Origin of the sequence: Chamaesiphon sp. (genome assembly GCF_041737865.1) — a bacterium.
Lineage (GTDB): Bacteria > Cyanobacteriota > Cyanobacteriia > Cyanobacteriales > Chamaesiphonaceae > Chamaesiphon.
The window spans coordinates 33,173-55,256 of record NZ_JBGSQZ010000054.1 but is presented as its reverse complement, the minus strand read 5'-3'; the positions used below and the strand labels follow the sequence as shown (position 1 = coordinate 55,256).

21 protein-coding genes and 2 tRNA genes are annotated in these 22,084 nt (G+C 44.8%); 7 read left to right on the top strand and 16 right to left on the bottom strand.

What is annotated here, in order from left to right; translation table 11 throughout:
• Positions 1-308 precede the first annotated feature (308 nt).
• Positions 309-479, top strand: coding sequence for a phosphotyrosine protein phosphatase (locus ACEW9J_RS04345; RefSeq protein WP_373543914.1), 171 nt, complete (start codon positions 309-311; stop codon positions 477-479).
• Between the two features lie 774 nt (positions 480-1,253).
• Here the strand turns inward: ACEW9J_RS04345 and ACEW9J_RS04340 are convergent.
• The 4 genes from ACEW9J_RS04340 to ACEW9J_RS04325 all read right to left on the bottom strand — a co-directional run bounded on the left by ACEW9J_RS04340 (position 1,254) and on the right by ACEW9J_RS04325 (position 3,895).
• On the bottom strand, positions 1,254-1,817 hold the full coding sequence (locus ACEW9J_RS04340; protein ID WP_373543913.1) for a recombinase family protein: 564 nt from the start codon (positions 1,815-1,817) through the stop codon (positions 1,254-1,256).
• 308 nt (positions 1,818-2,125) lie between these two features.
• Positions 2,126-2,746, bottom strand: a complete 621-nt coding sequence (locus ACEW9J_RS04335; RefSeq protein ID WP_373543912.1) for a hypothetical protein — start codon at positions 2,744-2,746, stop codon at positions 2,126-2,128.
• 5 nt (positions 2,747-2,751) lie between these two features.
• Entirely contained in the window at positions 2,752-3,087 is a 336-nt protein-coding gene (locus tag ACEW9J_RS04330) for a hypothetical protein (RefSeq protein WP_373543911.1), read from the bottom strand.
• A gap of 25 nt (positions 3,088-3,112) precedes the next feature.
• Positions 3,113-3,895, bottom strand: coding sequence for a TIGR04255 family protein (locus tag ACEW9J_RS04325; RefSeq protein WP_373543910.1), 783 nt, complete (start codon positions 3,893-3,895; stop codon positions 3,113-3,115).
• 301 nt (positions 3,896-4,196) lie between these two features.
• Here ACEW9J_RS04325 and ACEW9J_RS04320 point away from each other — a divergent pair, with 301 nt between their 5' ends.
• The gene (locus ACEW9J_RS04320) at positions 4,197-4,649 is read left to right on the top strand and encodes a hypothetical protein (protein ID WP_373543909.1); all 453 of its coding nucleotides are present in this window, start codon (positions 4,197-4,199) and stop codon (positions 4,647-4,649) included.
• Here ACEW9J_RS04320 and ACEW9J_RS04315 read toward each other — a convergent pair.
• The 11 genes from ACEW9J_RS04315 to bchD all read right to left on the bottom strand — a co-directional run bounded on the left by ACEW9J_RS04315 (position 4,644) and on the right by bchD (position 14,855).
• Complete coding sequence (locus ACEW9J_RS04315; protein ID WP_373543908.1) at positions 4,644-5,051, bottom strand: hypothetical protein; 408 nt, start codon at positions 5,049-5,051, stop codon at positions 4,644-4,646. The two genes, ACEW9J_RS04320 and ACEW9J_RS04315, sit on opposite strands and share 6 nt — an antisense overlap.
• On the bottom strand, positions 5,041-7,785 hold the full coding sequence (locus ACEW9J_RS04310) for a DUF3854 domain-containing protein (RefSeq protein WP_373543907.1): 2,745 nt from the start codon (positions 7,783-7,785) through the stop codon (positions 5,041-5,043). The genes ACEW9J_RS04315 and ACEW9J_RS04310 overlap by 11 nt, the downstream gene beginning before the upstream one ends.
• Positions 7,786-7,868: 83 nt before the next feature.
• Positions 7,869-8,024, bottom strand: coding sequence for a hypothetical protein (locus tag ACEW9J_RS04305; RefSeq protein WP_373543906.1), 156 nt, complete (start codon positions 8,022-8,024; stop codon positions 7,869-7,871).
• Between the two features lies 1 nt (position 8,025).
• Positions 8,026-8,397 (bottom strand): hypothetical protein, encoded by a 372-nt coding sequence (locus ACEW9J_RS04300; RefSeq protein ID WP_373543905.1) that lies wholly within the window; start codon positions 8,395-8,397, stop codon positions 8,026-8,028.
• A 263-nt stretch (positions 8,398-8,660) separates the two neighbouring features.
• Positions 8,661-8,927, bottom strand: coding sequence for a hypothetical protein (locus ACEW9J_RS04295; RefSeq protein ID WP_373543904.1), 267 nt, complete (start codon positions 8,925-8,927; stop codon positions 8,661-8,663).
• A gap of 897 nt (positions 8,928-9,824) precedes the next feature.
• On the bottom strand, positions 9,825-10,946 hold the full coding sequence (locus tag ACEW9J_RS04290; protein ID WP_373543903.1) for a tyrosine-type recombinase/integrase: 1,122 nt from the start codon (positions 10,944-10,946) through the stop codon (positions 9,825-9,827).
• A 155-nt stretch (positions 10,947-11,101) separates the two neighbouring features.
• Positions 11,102-11,173 (bottom strand) — tRNA-Thr (locus tag ACEW9J_RS04285).
• An 11-nt stretch (positions 11,174-11,184) separates the two neighbouring features.
• Positions 11,185-11,265: transfer RNA gene (locus ACEW9J_RS04280), tRNA-Tyr, on the bottom strand.
• 56 nt (positions 11,266-11,321) lie between these two features.
• Positions 11,322-11,804, bottom strand: coding sequence for a low molecular weight protein-tyrosine-phosphatase (locus ACEW9J_RS04275; protein ID WP_373543916.1), 483 nt, complete (start codon positions 11,802-11,804; stop codon positions 11,322-11,324).
• Between the two features lie 43 nt (positions 11,805-11,847).
• Positions 11,848-12,615: a DUF362 domain-containing protein gene (locus ACEW9J_RS04270; RefSeq protein ID WP_373543902.1), complete on the bottom strand. Its 768-nt coding sequence runs from the start codon at positions 12,613-12,615 to the stop codon at positions 11,848-11,850.
• A gap of 158 nt (positions 12,616-12,773) precedes the next feature.
• The gene (gene bchD / locus ACEW9J_RS04265; RefSeq protein ID WP_373543901.1) at positions 12,774-14,855 is read right to left on the bottom strand and encodes a magnesium chelatase ATPase subunit D; all 2,082 of its coding nucleotides are present in this window, start codon (positions 14,853-14,855) and stop codon (positions 12,774-12,776) included.
• Between the two features lie 928 nt (positions 14,856-15,783).
• On the opposite strand from bchD, the gene ACEW9J_RS04260 reads away from it, so the two are divergent.
• The 4 genes from ACEW9J_RS04260 (at position 15,784) to ACEW9J_RS04245 (ending at position 19,521) form a co-directional block, all read left to right on the top strand.
• Positions 15,784-16,842: a hypothetical protein gene (locus ACEW9J_RS04260; protein WP_373543900.1), complete on the top strand. Its 1,059-nt coding sequence runs from the start codon at positions 15,784-15,786 to the stop codon at positions 16,840-16,842.
• Between the two features lie 93 nt (positions 16,843-16,935).
• Positions 16,936-17,529 (top strand): hypothetical protein, encoded by a 594-nt coding sequence (locus ACEW9J_RS04255; protein WP_373543899.1) that lies wholly within the window; start codon positions 16,936-16,938, stop codon positions 17,527-17,529.
• A gap of 133 nt (positions 17,530-17,662) precedes the next feature.
• The gene (locus tag ACEW9J_RS04250; RefSeq protein ID WP_373543898.1) at positions 17,663-18,301 is read left to right on the top strand and encodes a hypothetical protein; all 639 of its coding nucleotides are present in this window, start codon (positions 17,663-17,665) and stop codon (positions 18,299-18,301) included.
• Between the two features lie 110 nt (positions 18,302-18,411).
• A complete protein-coding gene (locus ACEW9J_RS04245) occupies positions 18,412-19,521 on the top strand; it encodes an HhoA/HhoB/HtrA family serine endopeptidase (RefSeq protein WP_373543897.1) in 1,110 nt (369 codons plus the stop codon).
• A gap of 256 nt (positions 19,522-19,777) precedes the next feature.
• Here ACEW9J_RS04245 and hemH read toward each other — a convergent pair whose 3' ends face one another.
• On the bottom strand, positions 19,778-20,941 hold the full coding sequence (gene hemH, locus ACEW9J_RS04240) for a ferrochelatase (RefSeq protein ID WP_373543896.1): 1,164 nt from the start codon (positions 20,939-20,941) through the stop codon (positions 19,778-19,780).
• Positions 20,942-21,220: 279 nt separating this feature from the next.
• Here hemH and ACEW9J_RS04235 point away from each other — a divergent pair, with 279 nt between their 5' ends.
• Positions 21,221-21,997, top strand: coding sequence for an LptA/OstA family protein (locus ACEW9J_RS04235; RefSeq protein ID WP_373543895.1), 777 nt, complete (start codon positions 21,221-21,223; stop codon positions 21,995-21,997).
• Positions 21,998-22,084 lie beyond the last annotated feature (87 nt).

Genomic DNA, 22,084 nt, shown 5'->3' with positions numbered 1-22,084 from the left:
CCTCTAATTGAGCGGCAATGACTTCCTCTTCCACACTTGGTTGGTTGTGCTTTTTGGCGTGGTCACGGTTACTTCTGCTGCGGCTGGTCATCAGGTATCTATTTCCTCAAACTGTTGACTAGAAACAGTTTGACATCTTTTCTCACCCTCTTGACAAATCTCTAATTTTCTTAACTTGTCACGAATGTACCGCAGCAGCTTTATTTAAAGATAACGATCTCTATGCAGCTCGATCGGCAGGTACGTCAGATAGTGCGAGAATTAAAATTACTGCTGGTTTGATTAGTTGGGCGGATCGAATATTTGTAATGGAGAAACGTCATCTAGCGATAATTCACCGCAAGTATAGCGAAGAGATCGAGGGAAAATCGATCGTCGTGCTCAATATCAGTGATGATTATCAGTACATGGATTCGGAACTAATCGAAATACTCAAGTCGCGATTGTCCGAACATTTAAATTTTGGAGAGCGCGAGTGAATCTAGCCAGTCAGCCTTCACTCAAATTTGAACATAATCTAAAAGCCCGCAATGAGGCTTGAACTCATGACCTCTTCATTACCAATGAAGAATCATGAACAGCTGAGTATCATATTTTACAAGGGTTTTAGAACCTCCCAGAAGAGACTAGTGGGCGAAACATTGGGCAGACCATCATTCTAGCCTTTTACGGCTGTTATGGCGTGTTTGGTTGGTTTAGTGGGTGCCCTAGCTACTCCCTTCCTGGAATAAGATTATCGGTGACAAATCCTTGCAGTATAAGCTTTTGAACGGCTAAATCTCTATAGTCTTATGCCGGAAAGGGAGTAGATTGCGAAAGGATGAATTAGTCACGATTCCCAATACAAGTAGGAAGATAAAATAAATAATAAAAATACGGCTACCAATAAAGTAGTCGTGCTTAATGTTTAGTATTGAATTTTGAGATAATCTAAATCTATCTAATTCTTTGACTTGTCAATTGACGGCTAAAATCTTGACTAATCGTATTCAGATTAAATTGAATATTTTTGAGGCTATTCTGAATACCTACCCTACCGTTGGGAACGCTGTTAGTAAGTGATAGTAGCCCTTAAATTAAACTACTGAGCTGTGTTAGCTGAGATTGAATGTTAGCTAGATCGTCCACTTCTATTTGTGAAATTGCCATTTTAATCGAGTATTCTAATATCTGTTTACCTTTCAATTATAACGCTTTCAGCTATTTGTAAATATTAGGTGAAAGGTATCTAGCTAAATGTCTAAATTTTCTTTCTATGTTTGCTTGCTTACATCTCCTATGTACTTATAAAGTGTTGTTTTCCCAATTCCCATAATGTCACAAATATCCTTGATGGAATGCTGCTTACCCTCATAGAGGCTGATAGCAAGGTCACGTTTCTTACTATCCAAAGCTTTCGGTCTACCGCCTGTTCTACCCCTTGCTCTAGCGGCAACTAACCCCGCGTTAACCCGCTCTCGAATGAGGTTGCGCTCAAATTCAGCCAGTGCACCAAACATATGAAAAATTAACTGTCCTCCTGATGTGGTAGTGTCGATCGACTCCTGGATGCTTTTAAGTCCGATTCCCCGTTCTTTTAGAGTTTCAGCCAATGATATTAAGTCCTTTAGCGATCTCCCGAGTCGATCCAGTCTCCACACTACGAGGGTATCACCCTTCCTACACATCTCTAAGGCTTTAGTGAGTCCTGGACGTTCGGCTTTGGCTCCACTCATCCGATCGTCAAAAATTTTCTCACAGCCAATTTTGAGTAAGGCATCTATTTGAAGATCGAGGTTCTGATCTTCTGTTGAAACACGCGCGTAGCCGATTAACATCTAAGCATAGTTCATAAAACATATGCACTCATTATAACCGAACTTTGATTAGTGAACTGAGTTAATGAACTAGATAGTGACAGTCTTAGGCTTTAAGGTTCGATCGTTACCGTCATTCGTTAAAGATGTGTTTTCCGAACTAGTAAAGGATAGGTGAGACTCTGACATGAGTAACTTTCCCCCGTCCCAATTCACGCCTGTTCACATCTCGCCCCAATATATATCGATCTCTTGATCGAAAAGATAAATGGAAAAGTCTTACCTGACTGTAAGCAGTTTGCCTGTATGTAATAATTGTTATGCTAGTTTTAGCATCCTTTTTCGCTTTCATACTGAAAAGGCAATGCTACTCTATCGTGAAAGCTATGATATCGCCTAGAAAAATGCTCCGAGTAAGGACTAATTAAAGTTGTTCTGCGCTTGACCATCCCAATCTCGATTTGACGGTATAATGTTGCGGCATCCATGCCAAAAACCTTCTTAAAATCAGCAGTTAGTTCGGGCAAACCTTCTTTCTCTACTTCACATTCAGAAGAAACTTTCTCGAAAAAATAGTATCTCTCATGACGATGAGATTTAACAAGATTCCACGTCTTACTGTCCATAACTTGCTTACCGTTTATATCTCTTGTGTCTTTAATTTCTTGTGCTGTGGTGATTTCACATAAAATTATTGAATTTAAAAGTTTCAATGACTCAACTTCTTGCGAATTTCTAGCTGTATAGTCCCAATCTAAGTCGCAATCTTGCGTAGTTACGATCGCGTATGGATGAAGAATAGGTTTAAAGGATAGCTCTTGAGTCTGTTGTAATAACTCCTCAACAACAGGTTTATACTGAATAACGCCTGTCAGTATCTCGCCCTGTCTCAGAGCAACATGATTCTCTCCCGATTCAAACGATCGCCGATAGATAACCCTTTCTTTCATAAAATCTAAGGTTCTAAAGCAACAGGTGTTCTAACTTCTACAGCTCCTAGTTTTCCTTTGATATTACTTGCAGCTATCACGGGCAGTCTATCTGAAGGAATTCTATTGTCATAAAAATTACGAATTCCTTCTAAGTCCTCAATAGTTTCTTCTAAAGCATCTTCTGGCAGTGATGCAATAATAGATAAACATTTTAGTAACTGTACCAATTTATTTGAATACAAGCTCTCTCTGTCTTTTGCAACAGGTATGAATCTTTCAGGTATTCCTTCAAAAGAAGGATAATGAATTGTGATAGATGCCCCTGTTTCCCTATCAACAACCGCATTATTAGAGTCCATACCTGATGATGTCTGGTTAAGCTTCCTAGTTAACTGATTGGGGCTGCATTGCCTCATGAAGGACATCTGTGATGCTCCATCTAAACAATCTTCCTGAAGACTGGTTGAACTGATCGAGTATGTTCCAAACATCTTTTTCTCCTTCTATCTTCTGTTCTGTATAAAAATCGGCATCAATCAAGTATGCTTCCTCGCTAGTATTCCCTTGCGGGTCGCCTATGTTAACAATTCCGTGCTGAAAACTGACTTGTCCATTATCAATTCTTAAAACGAGTTGTTTTGTCAATGATTGAATTGAATTGGAAAGTTCCGGATCTTGTAATTCTGAGGCAATGTGTTGAGATATCAATTCTGACCAGCCCTTATCATTAATCCCCAATTTTGAACGAATGATTAAATCCCGATACCGAAGTCCTATTCTCGTATAAAAGGATGGCTTGTATATACGCTCGAATATCTGTATAGCATACTCAAAACGTTGTTTAAATTGTTCGTATCGTTCATATGAAGATGTGCCTAAAGAGATAAAATCCTTGGTGATAGACAGATGCCACTTCTGATCTTCCGACTTAAAACTGAAAGCTAAATCACTATTTAGAGATACTCCAACCTGTTGAGCAATGTTCAAAATTTCTAATGGCAGGGGTTTTACTCTTTCAAAAAGCGGGTATTCAGATCTAATTTCATCCTGAAACTCGACTGGTTCTTGATGCGCGATTTTAAGTATTGGCGAATAACGCAATTGGCACACAACCTCCACAAGGGGATTGTGCCTGTAAATTACACGCTTAAACTCAGGAAAGTTCATTGACCTCTATGGTTGCCCTAATATCACTGTTATATCACTATTTTAGATGACAGTGAGACTTTTCGGCTAGAGGTCTGAGAGGATTGATCGTTTAAGCCCCGTTTTCCGAACGATAGTCATTACCGGATACAATCCAAAATTATCGGATACCACACCTTTTTACCGGATAGACTATCGGATAGATTGACGTTCACCCTTTACCGGATAGAATGGAATAGTTACCGGATAAAAGTGAGTGTTATCGGATATGGGTAGATCGGGCGAGTCAGTGACAAGGTTAGATATCAGGTTCCCCAATGAGATGTATGAAAAGCTTCAACAGATAGCGATTAAGGATGGAGCTAGAACCCACCATATTAGTCAAAAGGTGGAAGTATCCCCAACTGTCATCAAGCTGGTACAGTTCGCACTAGACACCCTTGCTGGGATATTACCGGATAGAGGTGAGAATGTACCGGATAGTCTACCGGATACGCTCTTGGACGACTTATCGGATAAAGATGTTAGCATATCGGATAAATTATCGGAAAAAAGGGTGGAAGGCATTGTAGACAGACGATTGAAAGAATTAGGACTATTCCCAGAGTGCCAAACAAGTGAGAATCCCGCATCCATATCGATCGAAGCTATCTACCCAGCTTTATCGGATAAGCTTGAGTCTGTACCGGATAATTTACCGGATAATGATGTTATGATATCGGATAAGGGTGCATTATTACCGGATAGCTTACACGATCGAGCAAAAATCTCATGATATCAGCGGCAATTCGGGAAAAGTTATCATGCCATACTTACCCTCGCTACCATCAGATCCAATCTCCGCGCATTCCACTGGTTTGATATCTGATAGCAGTCGTCTGATGAAGGTTCCAGGGTAGGTATCTAAGTCGAGGGAAGCTTCATAAATAGAGTTGACACTGAAGTCTAAGGTAATGGCGGTTAGTTGCTGTATCGCCTCATGCTTGCCCAATGTAGCGATTATCAGCAAGCGATCGAGTAAAGATAGTGGTTCTACCTTTACGACCCTAGACATTGAGATTTTCCCTTCCCCTTTGCTGGTTTCGATCGTCAGGGTGTCGCCATCGCTCGATAGGACTTTGCACCCTATCCCCGTCGATCCGTAAACAGTGGAACCGATTAATATTTTAGAATTCATCTTCTGGTACCTCGCGGATTATTTTATTTGGTTCCATTGCTGGCAGTGCTGTGAAAATAGCGTCCTTAGCGTCCTTACCGTCCTTTATTTCTTGTAACCCTTGCGCCTTGCTTGTTTCAGAAAGGACGGTACTAGGGACGGTATTAAGGACGGTCACGTCCTCAATGAAAGTAGCGTCCTCATTTAAAGTAGCGTCCTCAGTAGCGTTCCCCCTGTATCCTTTGCCCTGACTGGATTCGTCAGACACAGAGGACGGTAAGGACGCTAAGGACGCTATTTTCACCACCTTCTGGATACAGATAAGTCTTGTTCGCTCTACCCCTCCTTTTCGGAAAGAACCAACATCAATTCCCATTGCTCTCAAATCTGGGGATAATCGATTGAGTTGACGGGTAAGGCTGTGAGCCGCCTTAGGAAAGTAACGCGATCGATAGGTTGCATCATCAGTGTGGTTCTCCAGTTCGTTTAAAAGCTCTGAAGCTGTACCTCTCCATGACTTTGGTATTGGATAGTTCTCCATCAGCCGAATAATTGCTTCACCAACGGGGGATGACTCAATTACCACTTGTCTTGACTGTTCACGGCTCTCATTGAAGATTGCCATAAACTCACCGTCATTAAGTCCTAGTGCCCGTTCTGAAGCGATTGCAAACAGGGCATAATCAGCCATTCGAGGTAACTTCTCTGGGTTAGTATGTGGTAGTTGGGATAGAGTTTGGCTCAATACTGTCAGCAATGCACCTAGAATTCTTGGTCTGGCAGATTCAACCTTCTCGTTTAATTTCCCTTGGGGGAGACGTTTATCTTCTGGGATTTCTGGTAATTGAGCTATCAACACCCGATCGGCTAAATCATCGCGAGTTACCAGGGCATCGATCGCGGTGATGATTTGGGGGCGGGTGAACTCGAATGTGGTTTCGTCTCCAGTAGTGTGAAGTGTGCGAGTAGAGTAACCGAACCCCGTCGCTACTCTACATAAGTCATCTGATTGATCGGGTGTGATGTGCCCAACATTGTCATATACCATTAGATGGCGACAAGTAGCCGCTACAGCTAACTTGAGAGTATCGCCTTGCAGTTTGATTAGACCCGCTTTACCAGGATCGATTAAACCTTTGAGGATTTCGGCGGCGGCGGTTTTTCCGCTTCCTCGGTGTGCTGATAAAACTAGCACAGGATATGTTTTATCGGGACAGAAACAGAACAGTAAGAATGTGATAATTAGCGTCCATGATGAGCCGTCCACATTAAGCAAATCCTTCAATTCATCTAGATTCCCACCAGTGACCGGAATGGGTAGGGGTAGTAGCGAATCTGGTCGCCAAAACCGCACAGGGGGTTCTATGATTAATCGCCAGCCACTAGCATCGACCTCGATCGCTTTCCAATCGGGCGTACCCAAGTCTAGATAGATTTTCCCTTGATGTTCGGCTGTGCGTAGATGTACCTCGCGAGTTTCACCGTCAAAAATTGCGATTGCTTCAAGTGTGGGGAGAGTGTCTTGATATGACTGTGAATTAATACCTATTTTATTAGCTTTATAATGTTCTCCCATTAGCCACAATTTAAAAGCTTTCGACTTGACCGCGTAAGTATGGCGATTACCTTCGATCGAGATGTCAGCATAAGCAACTTTATCGGCGGTATGAAAGTAAGTGGCAACTTTAGCTAATTCTAGTGGTGAAATAGGTTTCTCTGGCTTATCACTTGATGGGCTATTGTCATTGTCTTTACTGCTCGTTTTAGGTTTGGCAGAAATAATCTCAGATCCAGCATTTTCGATAGCACTAATAAAAGCATCAGCACCCTTGTTGAAGATTAGATCGTCAATACCTTTACCATCTTCACTATCCCAATTAGCAAAAGTAACTTCACAACCTTCAGCAGTCAGTAAATTAGCGAGTCTTGTAGCTGCCATCTTCACGAGTGCAACCGTTTTAGGTTTAGTATCTTTGTCAAATGCGATTATAAACTTACGCCCCAGAATGGCAAGTATTTTTAAATCGGGGATTAACTTATAATTGCTTTCGTCCTTAATATCTTTATCCTTATCTATTTTTTCACAACCATTCCATACCCCACCTAGTCCAGCTACCACATAGCCCACGCTAGTACCGCTATAGGTTGTCTTTCCCCCTTCAGTGATTACAGTCGAAACCTCGGGGGTATTTTTCACCCATTTAACGTATTTCTTATTTAGATCGAGTTCGTGATAATCGCGCCACTCTTCACCCCCGATTTCCTCTGATTTCCATATGCGATTGATATCCACATCGCTAGGTATTTTGACTTCACAACGACTAGAAATAACTTTCCATGTATCGATATCAATTTGAGGTAAAAGCACTTGAGAAACGCTTTTAGGGGGATTCTCATACTTAATAGGTTTTCCTTCTTTAGTCAGTCTTGGTGTTACTGGTTTGAAACTCAGACATTTAGTAACCCCACCCCCATCAATTGACTTACCTCTGAAGGATATACCGCCATCTTTAATAACATGATCGTAGTTCTTTTGCAAGTTTGATCGAAGCACATTGTTATTGGTGAACTTGTCACTATTTGGTATCGCATGGAGTAGTTCAGCAATTGCTTTGTCACCACCTTCAACAAACTCGGCATTCAACAGAGCAATTAGGGGGTTAATAGCACTCTCTCGGAACTGCTCGATCGCATTATCGGGGAAGAAATTAGAGAGGATCGAATAGTCGTAGTTTGTCGAAATATCTACAGTCATGTTAAGTTGGTAATAATTGAATTTTGAGTGAACCCAGTCAGAGAGAACATCTAGGCTGGGTTTTTTGTATCAGGAATCAGACGTTAAGGATCGGGGTTATCGGCGGTGAAGAATTTGGCGTAATTCTTCTGAAACCCTTTAACCTCGTCCGCAAGCCACTTGTCGACAGATTTCTGGGCTTTTACTTCTGCCTTTAGTTGGGCTGCTTTTTGCTTTTCAGTTAAATTCTTAGTCATCATTTCATAGTCCCAAAACAAGGTTAGACGGCTCGACGGGGATAATCACTCGATCCGAAAAATATTGGCAGGGAGACAGATCGTATTCAAACCAGACTCGATCGCTTCCAGGATAAGCAAGGCACACGTCAAAACCACTGCCAATTAGTTGTTTGCATCGTGGTTTTAAATCGGTGAACGTCTCGATCGAGTCTGTGTCATGCCATTCAAAAATACCGTTGTATCGAAGTGATAGTAACCCGTGACTGACTATGGCTTTTGTCTTGTAGTGGGCGAGTACGATTAGAAGTGATTCTCTGATGTTGAGTGTTAATTTTGAGACGGGGCAATGCTTTGAAGTACTATAGTTAACTATAGTGTTAGTTAAAATTTCCATTTTGTTTGGGGTTGTATTCGAGGTTCACAACCGTTCAAACGCTAGGGATAGTTAAAGGAAATGTTCGACCAACACTGACTCAACATTCGCGCCAAAAAATGTCAAACTAGGGATAACGCCCTTTCTGAGATTTAATTGGTGTACAACGATTGAGTCATGTTAGGTTAGCTCAGTTAACTGGGGTTCCCGCGAAGAAAAGCCAGTTACAGAGAATCGTACGAACCAAGAACTCGTTTAAACCTAGTGTTTGAGCGGGTTTTTGATTATGCGACTGATGGAAGGGTTGCCATGTATTCCTCGACTAACGCTTGATGACTAGGGCAATCACCATTAAGTAGATAGTCGTGAAGCAATTCCCATACCCAATGTATCTTTCCGCGCTCTGACGGCTGAATCCAGTAAATATTCTTGGGCAATTTAGCTCTTAATTCAATCGATTGCCAAGGGGATAGATCGATGTAATCCTTTCTAATTGCAGCTTCAGAAATATACTTAAAGATGCGAGTTTTCTTGGGAGATAAAGTCTTCATGATCGAGCAATAAAGGAATGTGCTTGGTTTGTTGGGTTGAAACAAATATGCTTGGCAAAGGCATGTATAAAATCTAGCACGGCTTTGCTGAGAAGACAATCACCAAAGTTTTCGCCACGTTTTTGATACCTAAAGAAAACTTTCGCAATTGACATATCAGTACTAGCGTACAGTTTGCCAATAACCTTCTACTGGCAAGGGTTTCAGGATGAATTCATCGAAAGAAAATCGTCTTTAAACAATAGATTTACCTTCAAAGAGAGGGTATGACTAATACTTATGCTAATTTTAAATTTACGGCATATTATTTTTATTAGCGTCGCTAACTTTCTTGTTTTCAAATTATTAGCGTCGCTAACTTTTTATTTATGGAAAATTTGATGAGTATTTCTTATCTGATTGCAATTTATCAAATACTTACTAATACGGTCATTTACTGTCACCGACATTACTGAATTAGTAAACGACGCGTAACCTCTTTAATTGTATTTATCCCTTTAATAGCATTAATTGTATTTATCCCTTTAATAGCATTAAAATTTTTTAGTACTTTTATCAGCTAATTAAATATCCCCGAACAGACACTTCCGCTGGATCGACCCGCGCCAAGCTGTGAGAAGTCAAAAACAAGAACATCCCAGCTATTGAGAGATGTTAAACGGGGGGTGAAATCAGTCATAATTTTGGGGTTTAAGGATACTGGAATATCAGCCTAAATTGGTGCGATCTAGTTGTATTTAATCTTGCACCAGATTTCGTGATGGCTATAGCCCCACCGAATTACGTGTCTCGCCGAAACCGTTAATAGCTGGTAGTTTCAGAAGCACCCGTTTTTTCTAGACTATAGTGCCGAAAAAATCCGTGTCGAGATGAAGCCAACGTTCGCAAGCATCAAAATTAGCCGATATCTACAAATAAACATTCCCGATCGATAGCATGAGCATAGGTACTCAACAGCACTCGTTTATCGTGTCCCGTCTGTTCTGCCAATGCGATGAAGTTAGCCCCGTTACTGAGGGCGTGGGAGATGGCAGAATGTCGAATCTTGTAAGGACTCCGATATTCAATCTGGCAACTTTCTAGAATAGTTTTCCAAGCCCTGGCTCTAAATCGATGATCGTTAATTGGTAGACCCTTGGGACTGGGGAATACTAGATCTTCAGGTTGTGGATTTAATCGCTCGAATCTAGCTATCAACATCGATCGAACGCTTGGGGATAACTGGACATTGCGGGATTTCCCAGTTTTAGTACCCCTCTTATTCTGATGACCACGGCTAATCGATTCCCCAATCCATGCAGTGGTAGAGTCAATGTCTAAATGTTTCCACTTCAGCCCCGCGACTTCACCAGGGCGGCAAGCAGTCGAAGCGAGAAATATAACGAATTCAGTGTAATGAGAATAATGGGGGTGAGATTTAAACCCCGCGATAATTGACTGTAGCTCGGTAATGGTAAAAGGTTTTACTTGTTGCCTAGACTGCCCACTATTGCCCTTAGAACGCGCTCGATCGAGACATTCCGCCCAAGGGTTGGGATCGGCGGTGTGATATTTGCCCTTAGACCACTCCCAGCAAGCTTGAAGTGAGAATAAATAAATTTTGATAGATTGACTAGATGCAGATTCCGACCATAGATCGATCGCAGCTCTAGCGGCGGATTCAGTTATTTTATCGGCTGGTTTGTCGCCAAGTAACTGAGTAAGCTTTGAGGCAATCGCTTCCAATCTACAGAGCGAGCTATGGGAGAGTGAATCCTCTTTCCGTCGGTACCCGATATACTTCTCGAAAAGTTCTACAGCAGTGATGTCCGTTGGGTTCTTTCCCAGTTTGCGGGTTTTGTACTTCAGTAGAGTGGTATCAAAGTTCCCGTAAGCGATGTCCTTCTCGATCTGAGCTATCTTCAGCTTGGCATTAGATAAACCAACAGGATTGTTGTGCTTGGGCAAACTGAAGCTATATTGCTTGGCATCATGGGAGAACCTAATCAGTAGGCTGTTTCCGCGCTTCTCGATGTGCATTTTAAACAGTGGGTGAAATGGTGGGTGATAGACCAACCAAACCAGCCATAACAGCCTACAAATTGCCAATATTACCTATTGGTAAACAGCAAAAATCGGCTATTAGGACATGATTTGTTTCCTAAAAGCCTTGCCAGCAATATGTTTCAACCCGAAGCCCGCAATGAGGCTTGAACTCATGACCTCTTCATTACCAATGAAGTGCTCTACCACTGAGCTATGCGGGCGTTTGTGAAAGTGGGCCGAGCTGGATTTGAACCAGCGTAGGTCTCCCAGCAGATTTACAGTCTGCCGCCATTAACCACTCGGCCATCGACCCATTTGTTCCACAGTTACTAATATTAGCATACCTGACTGAAAACACCAAACAAATTTCTAGGTGTCTTTTAAATCTGTGGATTTTAGTTGGGCAAGCAGTCCGCCACAGGCATCTGTGAGTAGGTCGATAACGTAGTCAAAACCTTCTATGCCGCCATAGTAGGGATCTGGAACTTCCCGATCTGGGTGTTGAGTGGCAAAGTCGCACATCAGTTTAACTTTGTCTCGATATTGTCCTTGTGGGTCGAGAGCAAGAATATTAGCGTAGTTTTCTCGATCCATCGCGAGGATCAGATCGAAGGCGGTGAAGTCGGATTTGGTGAATTGTCTGGCACTTCCGCTCATTGGAATATTCCGGTTGGTGGCGGCGGCTTGCATTCGGCGATCGGGTGGATTTCCACTATGATAGTTGGCAGTTCCAGCGGAGTCACACTCGATCTGACTGCTGATGCCAGATTTAGCCGCGAGATGATTCATGATGTTTTCAGCGGCGGGGGAGCGACAGATGTTTCCGAGACAGACGAAGAGGAGTTTCACAATAGGGGGTAGAGGGTAGAGGGTAGAGGGTGGAGATATTGGGGACTTAGAGGATCGATCTAAGCTTATGGATCGCAGCCAAGTAGTCAGGTATGGCTTCTCCGGTGGCGATGCAGGCGGATCGATCGACTGCAATTGGGTCGATACCGGAGAATATTTTACCAAACTCGATCGTTTTACCTCGATCGGGTTTCCAGTCGGGGCTGATGAAGCGCAAGTCTGCGTCTACTACTGCGCCGTCGAAGAGATGTCCGATCGAGAAGTAGACATCTTGGAGGACTTTGGGGACTGATGGCTGGTGGAGTTGTCCGCGTGAGTTAAGGCTACGGGCGTGGTATTTCGATCGCGGGAAGAGTCCGTAGAGATTTTTGAGGGATGCGGAAATTAGGGGTTTGTCTTTGAGGATCGTCCGCTTGAATGCGCCGATGGTAATCCGACAGTCTACTTGTTGGAGTAGTTCGGGTGCCCACATGGTTTTAAATCGAACGGGAGTGGGGGATAGATTGGGGTATTCGACCAGTGGGAGGGTGTCAGCGTCGAGAAGTTCCATTCCTTCATCTAACAGGGCGTACAGTCCATTTTTGCTGGCAATATCGTGGAGGCTGACGGGAGAACAAACGCCTTCGACGATCGAGATTTTGGCGTTGGGACTAGCTTGACGGAGTGCTTGTAGTACTTTAGCCAGTACGCCCATGCTGACGGTGACGGGTGCTGAGACGGGATAGCCGAGGTTTGGTTTGACGAGAATGTGTTGGGCGTTGTGGGCGGATACTGGGGGTTGATAAATAAATGATTTGGTTGTAGCAATGTCCATTGAGCGGGTAGTAAGTGGGATCTGGAGTGGGGATTCAGGCTTTATGAGATTTACATTGGCTCTGGTGCATTACCCTGCGAGATAACACACCCTACAGATCAAATAGGACTGGTATATCAACTATCAATTATCAATTATCAACTATCAACTATCAACTATCACCGCATATCGCTGATGGCACTCATGGCTGTAGCGGCGATCGCTTGTTCGGTCGCTTTGGGGAGATGATGATATTTACCATTAGCTTGTTTGGCTAGTTCTTTGGCAAATCCCGTCGAGATAAATTTATTCTCGGTATCGATTACTAATAATTTAATTCCGATCGATCTAATCCGTGAGGCGATATCTAGTAGCTCTTTCTTGATGTCTGGCTTGTCTTCAGGATCGATCGGATCGCCTAAGGAACGCGCTAAGGGTACATTTCCGCGTCCATCGGTAATCGCCACAATCACCACTTGTCCGACATCTCCCGAACTTTGAGCGTTAACACCTACCCGCACCGCTTGAGTCAAACCATGTGCCAGTGGGGAACCACCACCACAGGCGAGGCGTTCGAGTCGGCGTTTTGCCATCGCGATCGATCGAGTCGGTGGTAATAGTACTTCAGCTTGTTCGCCCCGAAAGGGAATTAACGCCACTTGGTCGCGATTTTGATAAGCTTCTGTCAAGAGTCGCATCACGGCACCCTTCGCCGACTGCATCCGATTGAGAGCCATCGAACCCGAAGCATCTACGACAAATATTACCAAAGCACCCGATCGACGGGCTAGTTTCTTGCCGCGAATGTCACCTGGCTCGACGATCACTAATCGATCGGGTTGGCGCAATCGGCGCGATTTTTGATAGGGTGCTGCTGCTCTCAATGTCGCGTCTACAGCCACGCGGCGGACTTTACCCTTGGGGATTATCGGTTTGACATACCTGCCCCGATCTTCCGAAAATACCATACTGCGGCTGCCGGATTTGCCCTGTTTCTGTTGGGCGGTTTGGGCGAAATACAGTACTGTATCGTCGAGGATTACGCCTTCGATATCGAAGACAAATTCTTCAGGGACACTCGGTGGTGCCTCCGATTGGTCTTCATTTTCAGCATCGTCATCTTCATTCTCCTCCGGTTCCTGCTCTTGCTCCGGTTCCCGATTCTCTTGCTCTTGTTCGTTCTGTTCGTCCTGCTCCTGCTCGGATTGGTTTTGAGATTGAGGTGGTGGTGGGGGTGGTGGGGGTGTATTTTCGTCCGGCGGGGTTTGAATTACTGTTGCGCGGGGGACGATGACTAGTTCTACCGCACGGCGCAGATCCTCAGCATTGACATTGGTGCGTCCTTCTAGTGCGGCTGCGGCTTTGGCTACCCGCACAGCAAATAATTCGGCGCGATGTCCCATTACTCCGCCACGCAGAGCTTCTGTGACGAGATAAGTAATTTGCTCTTGAGCGATCTGGACATCTTTTAACCATTCCCGCGCTAGCAAGATTTGAGTCTTGATATTGTCGGTTTCTTCGGCGTACTGTTCGAGAAAAGCTTGCGGCGATAGGGAGTACGAGATCGCTTGTCCGACAGCTTGCACCCGTTGGTCGATTTCCATCACTCCATCAGCCGATAAAGAGATGGCGATGCGATCGAGCAAATGTTCTCTCAAGGCACCTTCGTCGGGATTGTAGGTGGCAATCAACAACGGTTTGCAGGGATGTTGAAAGCTAATCCCTTCCCGTTCGATCTGATTTCGACCATCGGTGAGCACGCCGAGGAGGAGATTGGAAATTTGGTCGTCGAGGAGATTGATTTCGTCGATGTACAATACCCCTCGATGCGCTTGAGCCAGTAGTCCTGGCTGAAATACTGAGGCTCCTGCCTGGACTGATTTATCCAAATCGACCGAACCCAGTAGGCGATCTTCGGTTACGCCCAAGGGAATCTGGATAAATGGGGCCGCAACTATTTTTGTCTGCAACGCCAAAGTGGGATCTGAGTTCTGCAACTCTAATAACTTGTCGTCCCACTCACTTGGAGTATTCGGATCGCAATTGCTCACCCCACCGATGGTAATTTCGATCGGTGGCAATAGTGAGTGAATCGCCCGCGCCATCACGGATTTGGCAGTACCTCGCCCGCCTGCGATCGCGACTCCCCCCAAATTTGGATCGACAGCCGCTAGTAGTAGTGCTAATTTAATTGCTTCTTGTCCTACCACCGCAGTGAGTGGGAAGGCATTAAGATTCGAGGTTACGATCGCTGTGGGCATTATGTAGTAAATGTTTCGGTGGCGTAGCCTTTCTGGATAAAAATCGGCTCTTTGCTTTAATTATCTCATATTAGCTCCTGACGACCGATCGCCAAGATCGGCTGTTTTTATTTTTTGTGTATATAAAACATAGATATTTTCTTGCCCTGATGTTAATTGTGGCGATCGAATGGGAACAATAAAAATATGAAGTTCATCTTTATTTAGACATATGTAGTGTGCTGCGGATAACTATTTGCCGATCGCTTACCTTTAGATGTTTCTGATGATTTCGTGGGTACAATTATAGATATCCATAGATATTCGATCGGGGGTAAAGTTAGCTTGGTAAAATGAATACATCTAGTACAAGTATTTTTTGCTGAAGTGGTCGATCGCCTGTTCCCTCAGTGGATATTTTGATTGTTCGGATTGCAAGATCGATAAAATCTATCGTCTGGATGATTTTTAAATATTAGCTTCTAGACTGGAGATCGTCTCAACTGAGCTAAGTACAGATTGCTAAATCTCGATCGAGTAATTTATGCCATTTCACTTGAAGATTGGTCGATTAACGATCGCTCTCACCGATCGACAAATATCAAAACTATACTCACAGTAGTATGGCTTGAGTAATATGGCTGACTGTCATCAGCAGAGCCATGTTAGTATTCAGAAGAATACAAAAATTGCAATTGTGGTTGAATTTAACTCAGCAACATAGCTGACATTTCTGCCAAACACACTCCGACCGCGATCCTACATGAGCACATCCCCTAGCGGACGAGGACACTTCTCCTAGATGAGATCCACTACGGCTTCAGATCGCCACTAGTCTGAATGAAGCCGCAGCAATCGTTACCGCTTGTCACTCCAATAGGATGGCTAGTCACAGCTAGGCACACAAAATTTACACAACAGCTCATTAAATATTCGGGAAATTTCAATCATGAAAAAATTAATGTGGTACGTTGGCTGCTGTTTGATGCCGCTCTTTGGAGCATCAGCAAGTCAAGCCAGCCCTGACATCAAACCCAGTCCAACTACTACAACTGGTGGTAAGGCAGCTAGTTTGGGCAGATTATCGAGTGCCGATTCCCAAGTGTTCTCAGCGACCCCATTGGTTGCCAGAGATATCCTAGCCCAAGTGCCACCACCACCCCCCACCCCAATCGCTCCGCCAAGTGCCCCTCCAGCTACAACTCCGGCTGCTCCAGCAAATTCGGATAATCAGGATATTCAGAATCAGCTCAACAATATCCAGAATAATCAGACTCCAGCAGGAGACAAGCTTAGCACTTATCGACCAAAAATCTCACCTAGCTTTTCGATTTTCAACCCCGTTGGGTTTGGTGCGGATAATAACCTTGTATTCTTTTCAATAGATTATCAAAGTCGTACTAGATTTAGCCAAACCTCTGACGGTGAAGCGGGAATCGGGATTGGATTGGGCGATGCTGTCAACTCAGTCGGTGCTGAAGTATCGTATAGTCTCAACAGCTTTGGTTCTAGTGCTGGATTTGGGAGTGGTGCATTTAGCGCGAAACTGCACAAGCGAATCGGCGAGGACGCTGCGGTTGCCATTGGTTGGAACCAATTTGCGAAAATTCAGTTTGGTGGCGGTAGAAATGGTAATGGGCCTTCTGACTACCCCAACAACTCTTACTATTTAGTCGGTACCAAGATTGTCCGCACGCGTGAAGATATCAACGATGTATTCAGTCGGGTGGCACTGACGGCTGGCGTTGGTAGTGGCGTATTTTTACCATTCGATCGCAATGCTAGCATCGATCGCGGCGGATTAAATGTCTTTGGTTCCGTTGGTGTGCGGGTGGCTAGACCAGTGAGTGCGATCGTTGAATGGACAGGACAGGATCTAGCCGCAGGCGTATCGGTCGCACCATTCGATAATTTCCCATTAGTGATCACTCCGGCTTTTCGTGACATTACTGGAGCTGGAGACGGAGCCAGATTTGTCTTGGGTGCTAGTTTAGCTTTTAACTTCTAAAATCGATCGACATTTGTCAATCGATGGTAAATGTCGATCGTTCACAATCGTTTCGAGTATCAATCATTAACCATCAAACTAGGTTGGATATCAATGCAAAATATATCTAAATATCACAGAGCGATCGTTGGCTGTAGCGCAGTTGTTACAGCATCATTGGCTGGGTTCGTTGAGTCTGCTAGCGCAGCAGGGCAACTTACCAACCAAAATATGCAGCCTCAAGGTGCTTTCCTCATCGCTCAAACTACTAATCAGAGTAACGCTGGTGGCGCAAATGTGACGACTTCTCCAAGTGGCTCGTTCTCACCTGGCGGTTCAGTTGGCGGCTACAACTCCTCAATTACTGGTCAGGCTCGTTTGCTTTCCTCCAGAATTAGTCTGGCGCAGAGCAAATACAATACAGCGGCTAACAATCTTCGTCAAGCACAGACACCACCGCCCATAGTCTCCCGTACTATCCCGCTCCGCCGTTTTGGTCGCCAAGCAGTTGCCGATATCGCAAGCTGTGGTTGTCCCAATGCAGATGTCACTACTACTCCTACCGAGCGTCCAGAATTGGTAGCAGCAAGAGCAGCAGAAGCATCGACAGCAGCAGAACTCGCTGCTGCTAGAGCCGAAGCGCAACAGTTTATCGAATCCGTCCAGAGCAGTAATGCAGGTCGTCAAGTTGACAACACACTGTGGTAAACCGGATCTAATTTGCCAGCGCGAGTAAAAATTCACGCAAAATGGGGATTGGTAACCGTTTTGCGACTTCAACATCATGACCTGTGGCAATTGCCACGATCGACAATCGACTACAAAAAGTTAGGCTACAACCATGACCCAAATATCTACAGTTCGGAAGCTACTAATTGGCTGTGGCGCGATCGCTACAACAGTCCTTGGTAGCCTAGTCCAGTCCGCCAGTGCTGCGGAACAATTCAATAATCAAACCGTTCAATTCGATGGGGATACCATTATTGAGTTTCAATTTCTTGGCTCTAATAATGCCGCGCAATCTACATTTGGAGTCCTCAATCTCGCAACTGGTGAGAAGGTCCCCTTAATTAGTGAGGCTCGCGCTCAAGATCGACCAGGAAAAAACCGCGTTGGTACTGCTGGCAAAGCAGTCAGGAAGCCTTTTGCCGAGTACACCTTCAAGTCGGGGACTCCCTACACACTCTACCTAGAGTCAACTGTTAAAGGTAAAGGCACAACCACTGTGTACTCTGTCCCAGACAAAAATGGTGGCGCACAGTTAGCCAAATTTGATAACGAGGCTACCGCTCTGGGCACTCAAGGTGTGAAAATTGGCTGGAATGATGGCGTTTCTGGTAGAGGTAACGACTTCAATCAGTTTTTGGTCATTGCTGGTGGGGGAATCGGTTGTCCCTGTAAGCCAAGTCCCATCCTGACGGCACCAATTCCGCCTGAGGTACCGCCAACGAGAAATAACGCACCTAGCGGTCGCGGTTAATTTAGTTGTAAAGTTACTAAAAAAGGGGGTGAAACAATGTTTCATCCCCTTTTTGCAATGAATAATTGCCACAATAAGGAATAAGAGTTATTACAATCGCTGACTGAAATATGAAACTGTCAAGACTAGGTTATTCGATCGCGGCGATCGCTATAGTAATTGCTACCTTTTTTTCATCACCAATCCTAGCAGCGGTGCCGATCGGCGCAGTCTCAACTACCGACAATAGTGGGATTAGCTTTGTGAGTAAAGCTGTCGATCTCGTCGGCGCAGCAGTTGTCCGAATTGATACCGAGCGGACGATTACACGGCGGATCGACCCGTTTTTTGGCGATGAAGCAATGACCGGATTACCTCAACAGCAATTATTGCGCGGTCAGGGTTCGGGCTTTATTATCGATCGAGATGGGATTATTTTAACTAATGCTCACGTCGTCGATCGAGCTGATAAGGTCACGGTAACGCTCAAGGATGGGCGGATTTTTGAGGGTAAAGTTAGCGGTGTCGATCCTGTTACCGATTTGGCAGTTGTCAAAGTCAGCGGCGCGAAAAATCTGCCTGTCGCCCAATTAGGCGACTCGGATCGTGTCAAAGTTGGTGACTGGGCGATCGCGGTTGGCAATCCGTTTGGGCTGGATAATACTGTGACACTAGGGATTGTCAGTACGCTCAAACGTGCTAGTGCAACCGTCGGCATGACCGATAAACGCCTTGATTTCATTCAAACTGATGCAGCGATCAATCCTGGTAATTCAGGGGGGCCACTGCTCAATGCTCAGGGACAAGCGATCGGCATCAATACCGCGATTCGTGCTGATGCGGTAGGAATTGGGTTTGCGATCCCGATCAATAAAGCCAAAACAATTTCTACTCAATTAGCACGGGGCGAAAAAGTCTCTCACCCCTATCTCGGCGTCCAAATGGTGACACTGACACCAGCAATCGCCACGGAGAATAATAACGACCCCAATGCCATGTTCCAAATCCCTGAAGTTAATGGGGTATTGGTAGTGCGCGTGTTGCCAAATACAGCCGCATCGATCGCCGGAATGCGCCGTGGTGACGCGATTCTCGAAGTCAATGGTGAGGTAATTCGCGATGCGAGTCAATTGCAGGATGTGATGGAAAATAGTCACGTCGCCGAACAGCTCCAAGTGCGGATCTTACGAGATGGTAAAAATCGCCTGGTTACAGTAGTACCGAAAGATCTCAATTCATAAGACCTCCTGCGAAAGCAAGGTATTAGGCTTTAGGCTTTAGGCTTTAGGCTTTAGGGGAAGCCATAGACGAAAACAGCGGTGCGCTCCCTTGGAGGAAACCTCCAAGGGAGCGCAACAAGACAACACTAAAAAAATAGAAAGGGCATCCCTACCAATCGCGTGAGGTGCCCTTTCTGGTTACTTATGGGTTGTGATAAGAATATATGCGATCGATTAGTTCGATCTGTGGGGCGATCGATCGTCCCAATTTACGCGGCTAAAGAAACCCAAACAAATGTAGTATTCCACGACCGCTAATTAGTTCGACAACGATCCCGATGAAACCCAGCATCGCCAAACGACCATTCCAGACCTCCGCAGCAGTCGTCAGACCCAATTCCCACCGCTCTTGGGGATACATCTTGATTCTCTTCTTCATCTGGGTGACTCGATCGATGTCCAGACTGGGGGCTGCGGCAGCTCTGAGGACGAGATCTACTAGAGTTTGGATAAAGATGGGGTTGGTGTCCAAAGCGGGCACGCGATTGAAGGTGTGGATGCCAGCTTCTTCGGCAATTTCGCGATATTCGATATCGATTTCTTCGAGGGTTTCGATATGTTCGGAGACAAAGCTAATCGGCACGACGACTAATTCGGTGACGCCTTTGGCGGCGAGTTCGACGATCGCATCTTCAGTATATGGTTGGAGCCATTCGATCGGGCCTACTTTACTTTGATAAGCTAGAGAGCGATCATTTTTTCGTCCCAGCGTCTTCATAATTAGCTCGGTGCATTCCTCAATCTCGGCTTGATAGGGATCGCCAGCTTCTTCGACATAGCTCACAGGCACACCATGAGCACTAAAAAAGACGTGTGCTCGATCGGGATTGGGGCATTTATCGATTTGGGTGGCGATTAGTTCTGTCATCGCTTGGAGATAACCAGGCTCTTTATACCAATCTGCAATCACCGTGTATTGAGGTGGCTTGAGGTGAGGATTTTCACTCCAGATTTTTTCGATCAGCCGAAAGCTAGAACCACTAGTACTAATCGAAAACTGTGGATACAACGGTAGGATCACCAATTGCTCGATCCCATCTTGCTCAATTTGAGCGAGTGCTTCTTCTGTAAATGGGTGCCAATAGCGCATCCCAATGTATACTTTAGCATCTTCACCTTGTGCGCGTAGTTGCGTTTCTAATGCCCGCGCTTGCTCTTCCGTAATTCGTCTCAGTGGGGAGCCACCACCGATTTTTTGGTAGTTTGCTTGTGATTTTTTCGCCCGTGAAGTAGAGATGATCCAGGCTAGCGGTTTTTGAAGTGCAGCAATCGGAATCCGAATAATTTCAGGGTCGGAAAACAGGTTAAACAAGAACGGACGCACATCCGATAATTGCTCCGGTCCGCCCAAATTCAGTAGTAAAACCCCTAATCGACCCATAACGGTTCTGTTTTCCCAGTACGTTGCAAATTCTTCATTAATTTTAACAATTAAATGGTTCGATCGGTATAAGGTTAAGAACTGCCGATCTATAAACTTAATTTTAGCTGAGATTGTCTGCTTCGATCCCAATGTTTAGAGATCTGGTCGGGCTTAGTGCGAAACTTATCCCAAATCGAGCGCGTCCATAAGCTATGGGCTGTTATGAAAAATGCAGTTGACCTAAGTTTTCGCCGTCCCGATCGATCGGGATTACCAAATCCAGATAAGATCTAATACATGCACCGCTTAACCTCCACTTTCGACCCGATTGAGACATTGCACGCAACAGGCTTACGCCAATATCGAACCGAGTGGTCGCGATGGTTGTTAATCCTATCGATCGCTTTTGGCGGTACGATCGCGGTATCGATTCAGACACTCACAGTCCAAGCACAGCCAAATCCCCAGGGATTAGCAATCCAATCAGATACTCAAGAAGCCAACTCCAAAACACAAGTAGTCACAGCGCGGGGGAATGTCCGACTCAACTACCCCAGTCGCAAAATTCAAGCTCAAGCCAATCTCGCCCAATATTTTATCAAGCAAAAACGGATTCTCTTGACAGGCAATGTCTTAATCGCGCAGGAGGGGAGTACTCTAGAAGGAGAAAGTGTGCTGTACCTAGTCGATGAAGGCAAATTTATCGCCAATCCTAAAATCAAACAACAGGTTCGGAGCAACTATATCGATCCCGAACAGGGCGGTAGAGGACTGACGATCCTATCCAACATCCAAGAAGCCAACTCGAAAACAGAAATAGTTACCGCCACAGGCAATGTTCGTCTCAGCTACCCCGACAAAAAACTGCAAGCGCGAGCAAATACCGCTCAATATAATATTAAGGGAAAACAAATTGTGTTATCGGGAAATGTGCTGGTCGTTAACAATGGGAGTAGTCTCCAAGGAGATACAATTACTTATCTGATTGAAGAAGGGCGATTTATTGCCAAGCAAAAACCAGGGATACCCGTACAGTCTATTTATGTGATTCCTGACAAAACTAGTAATCAGTAATTACTCCCTTCCCACCTCAATCAATAGACATCATAATTCCATCCACTATCCACCATTCACCATTCACCATCCACCCCCTACCCTAGA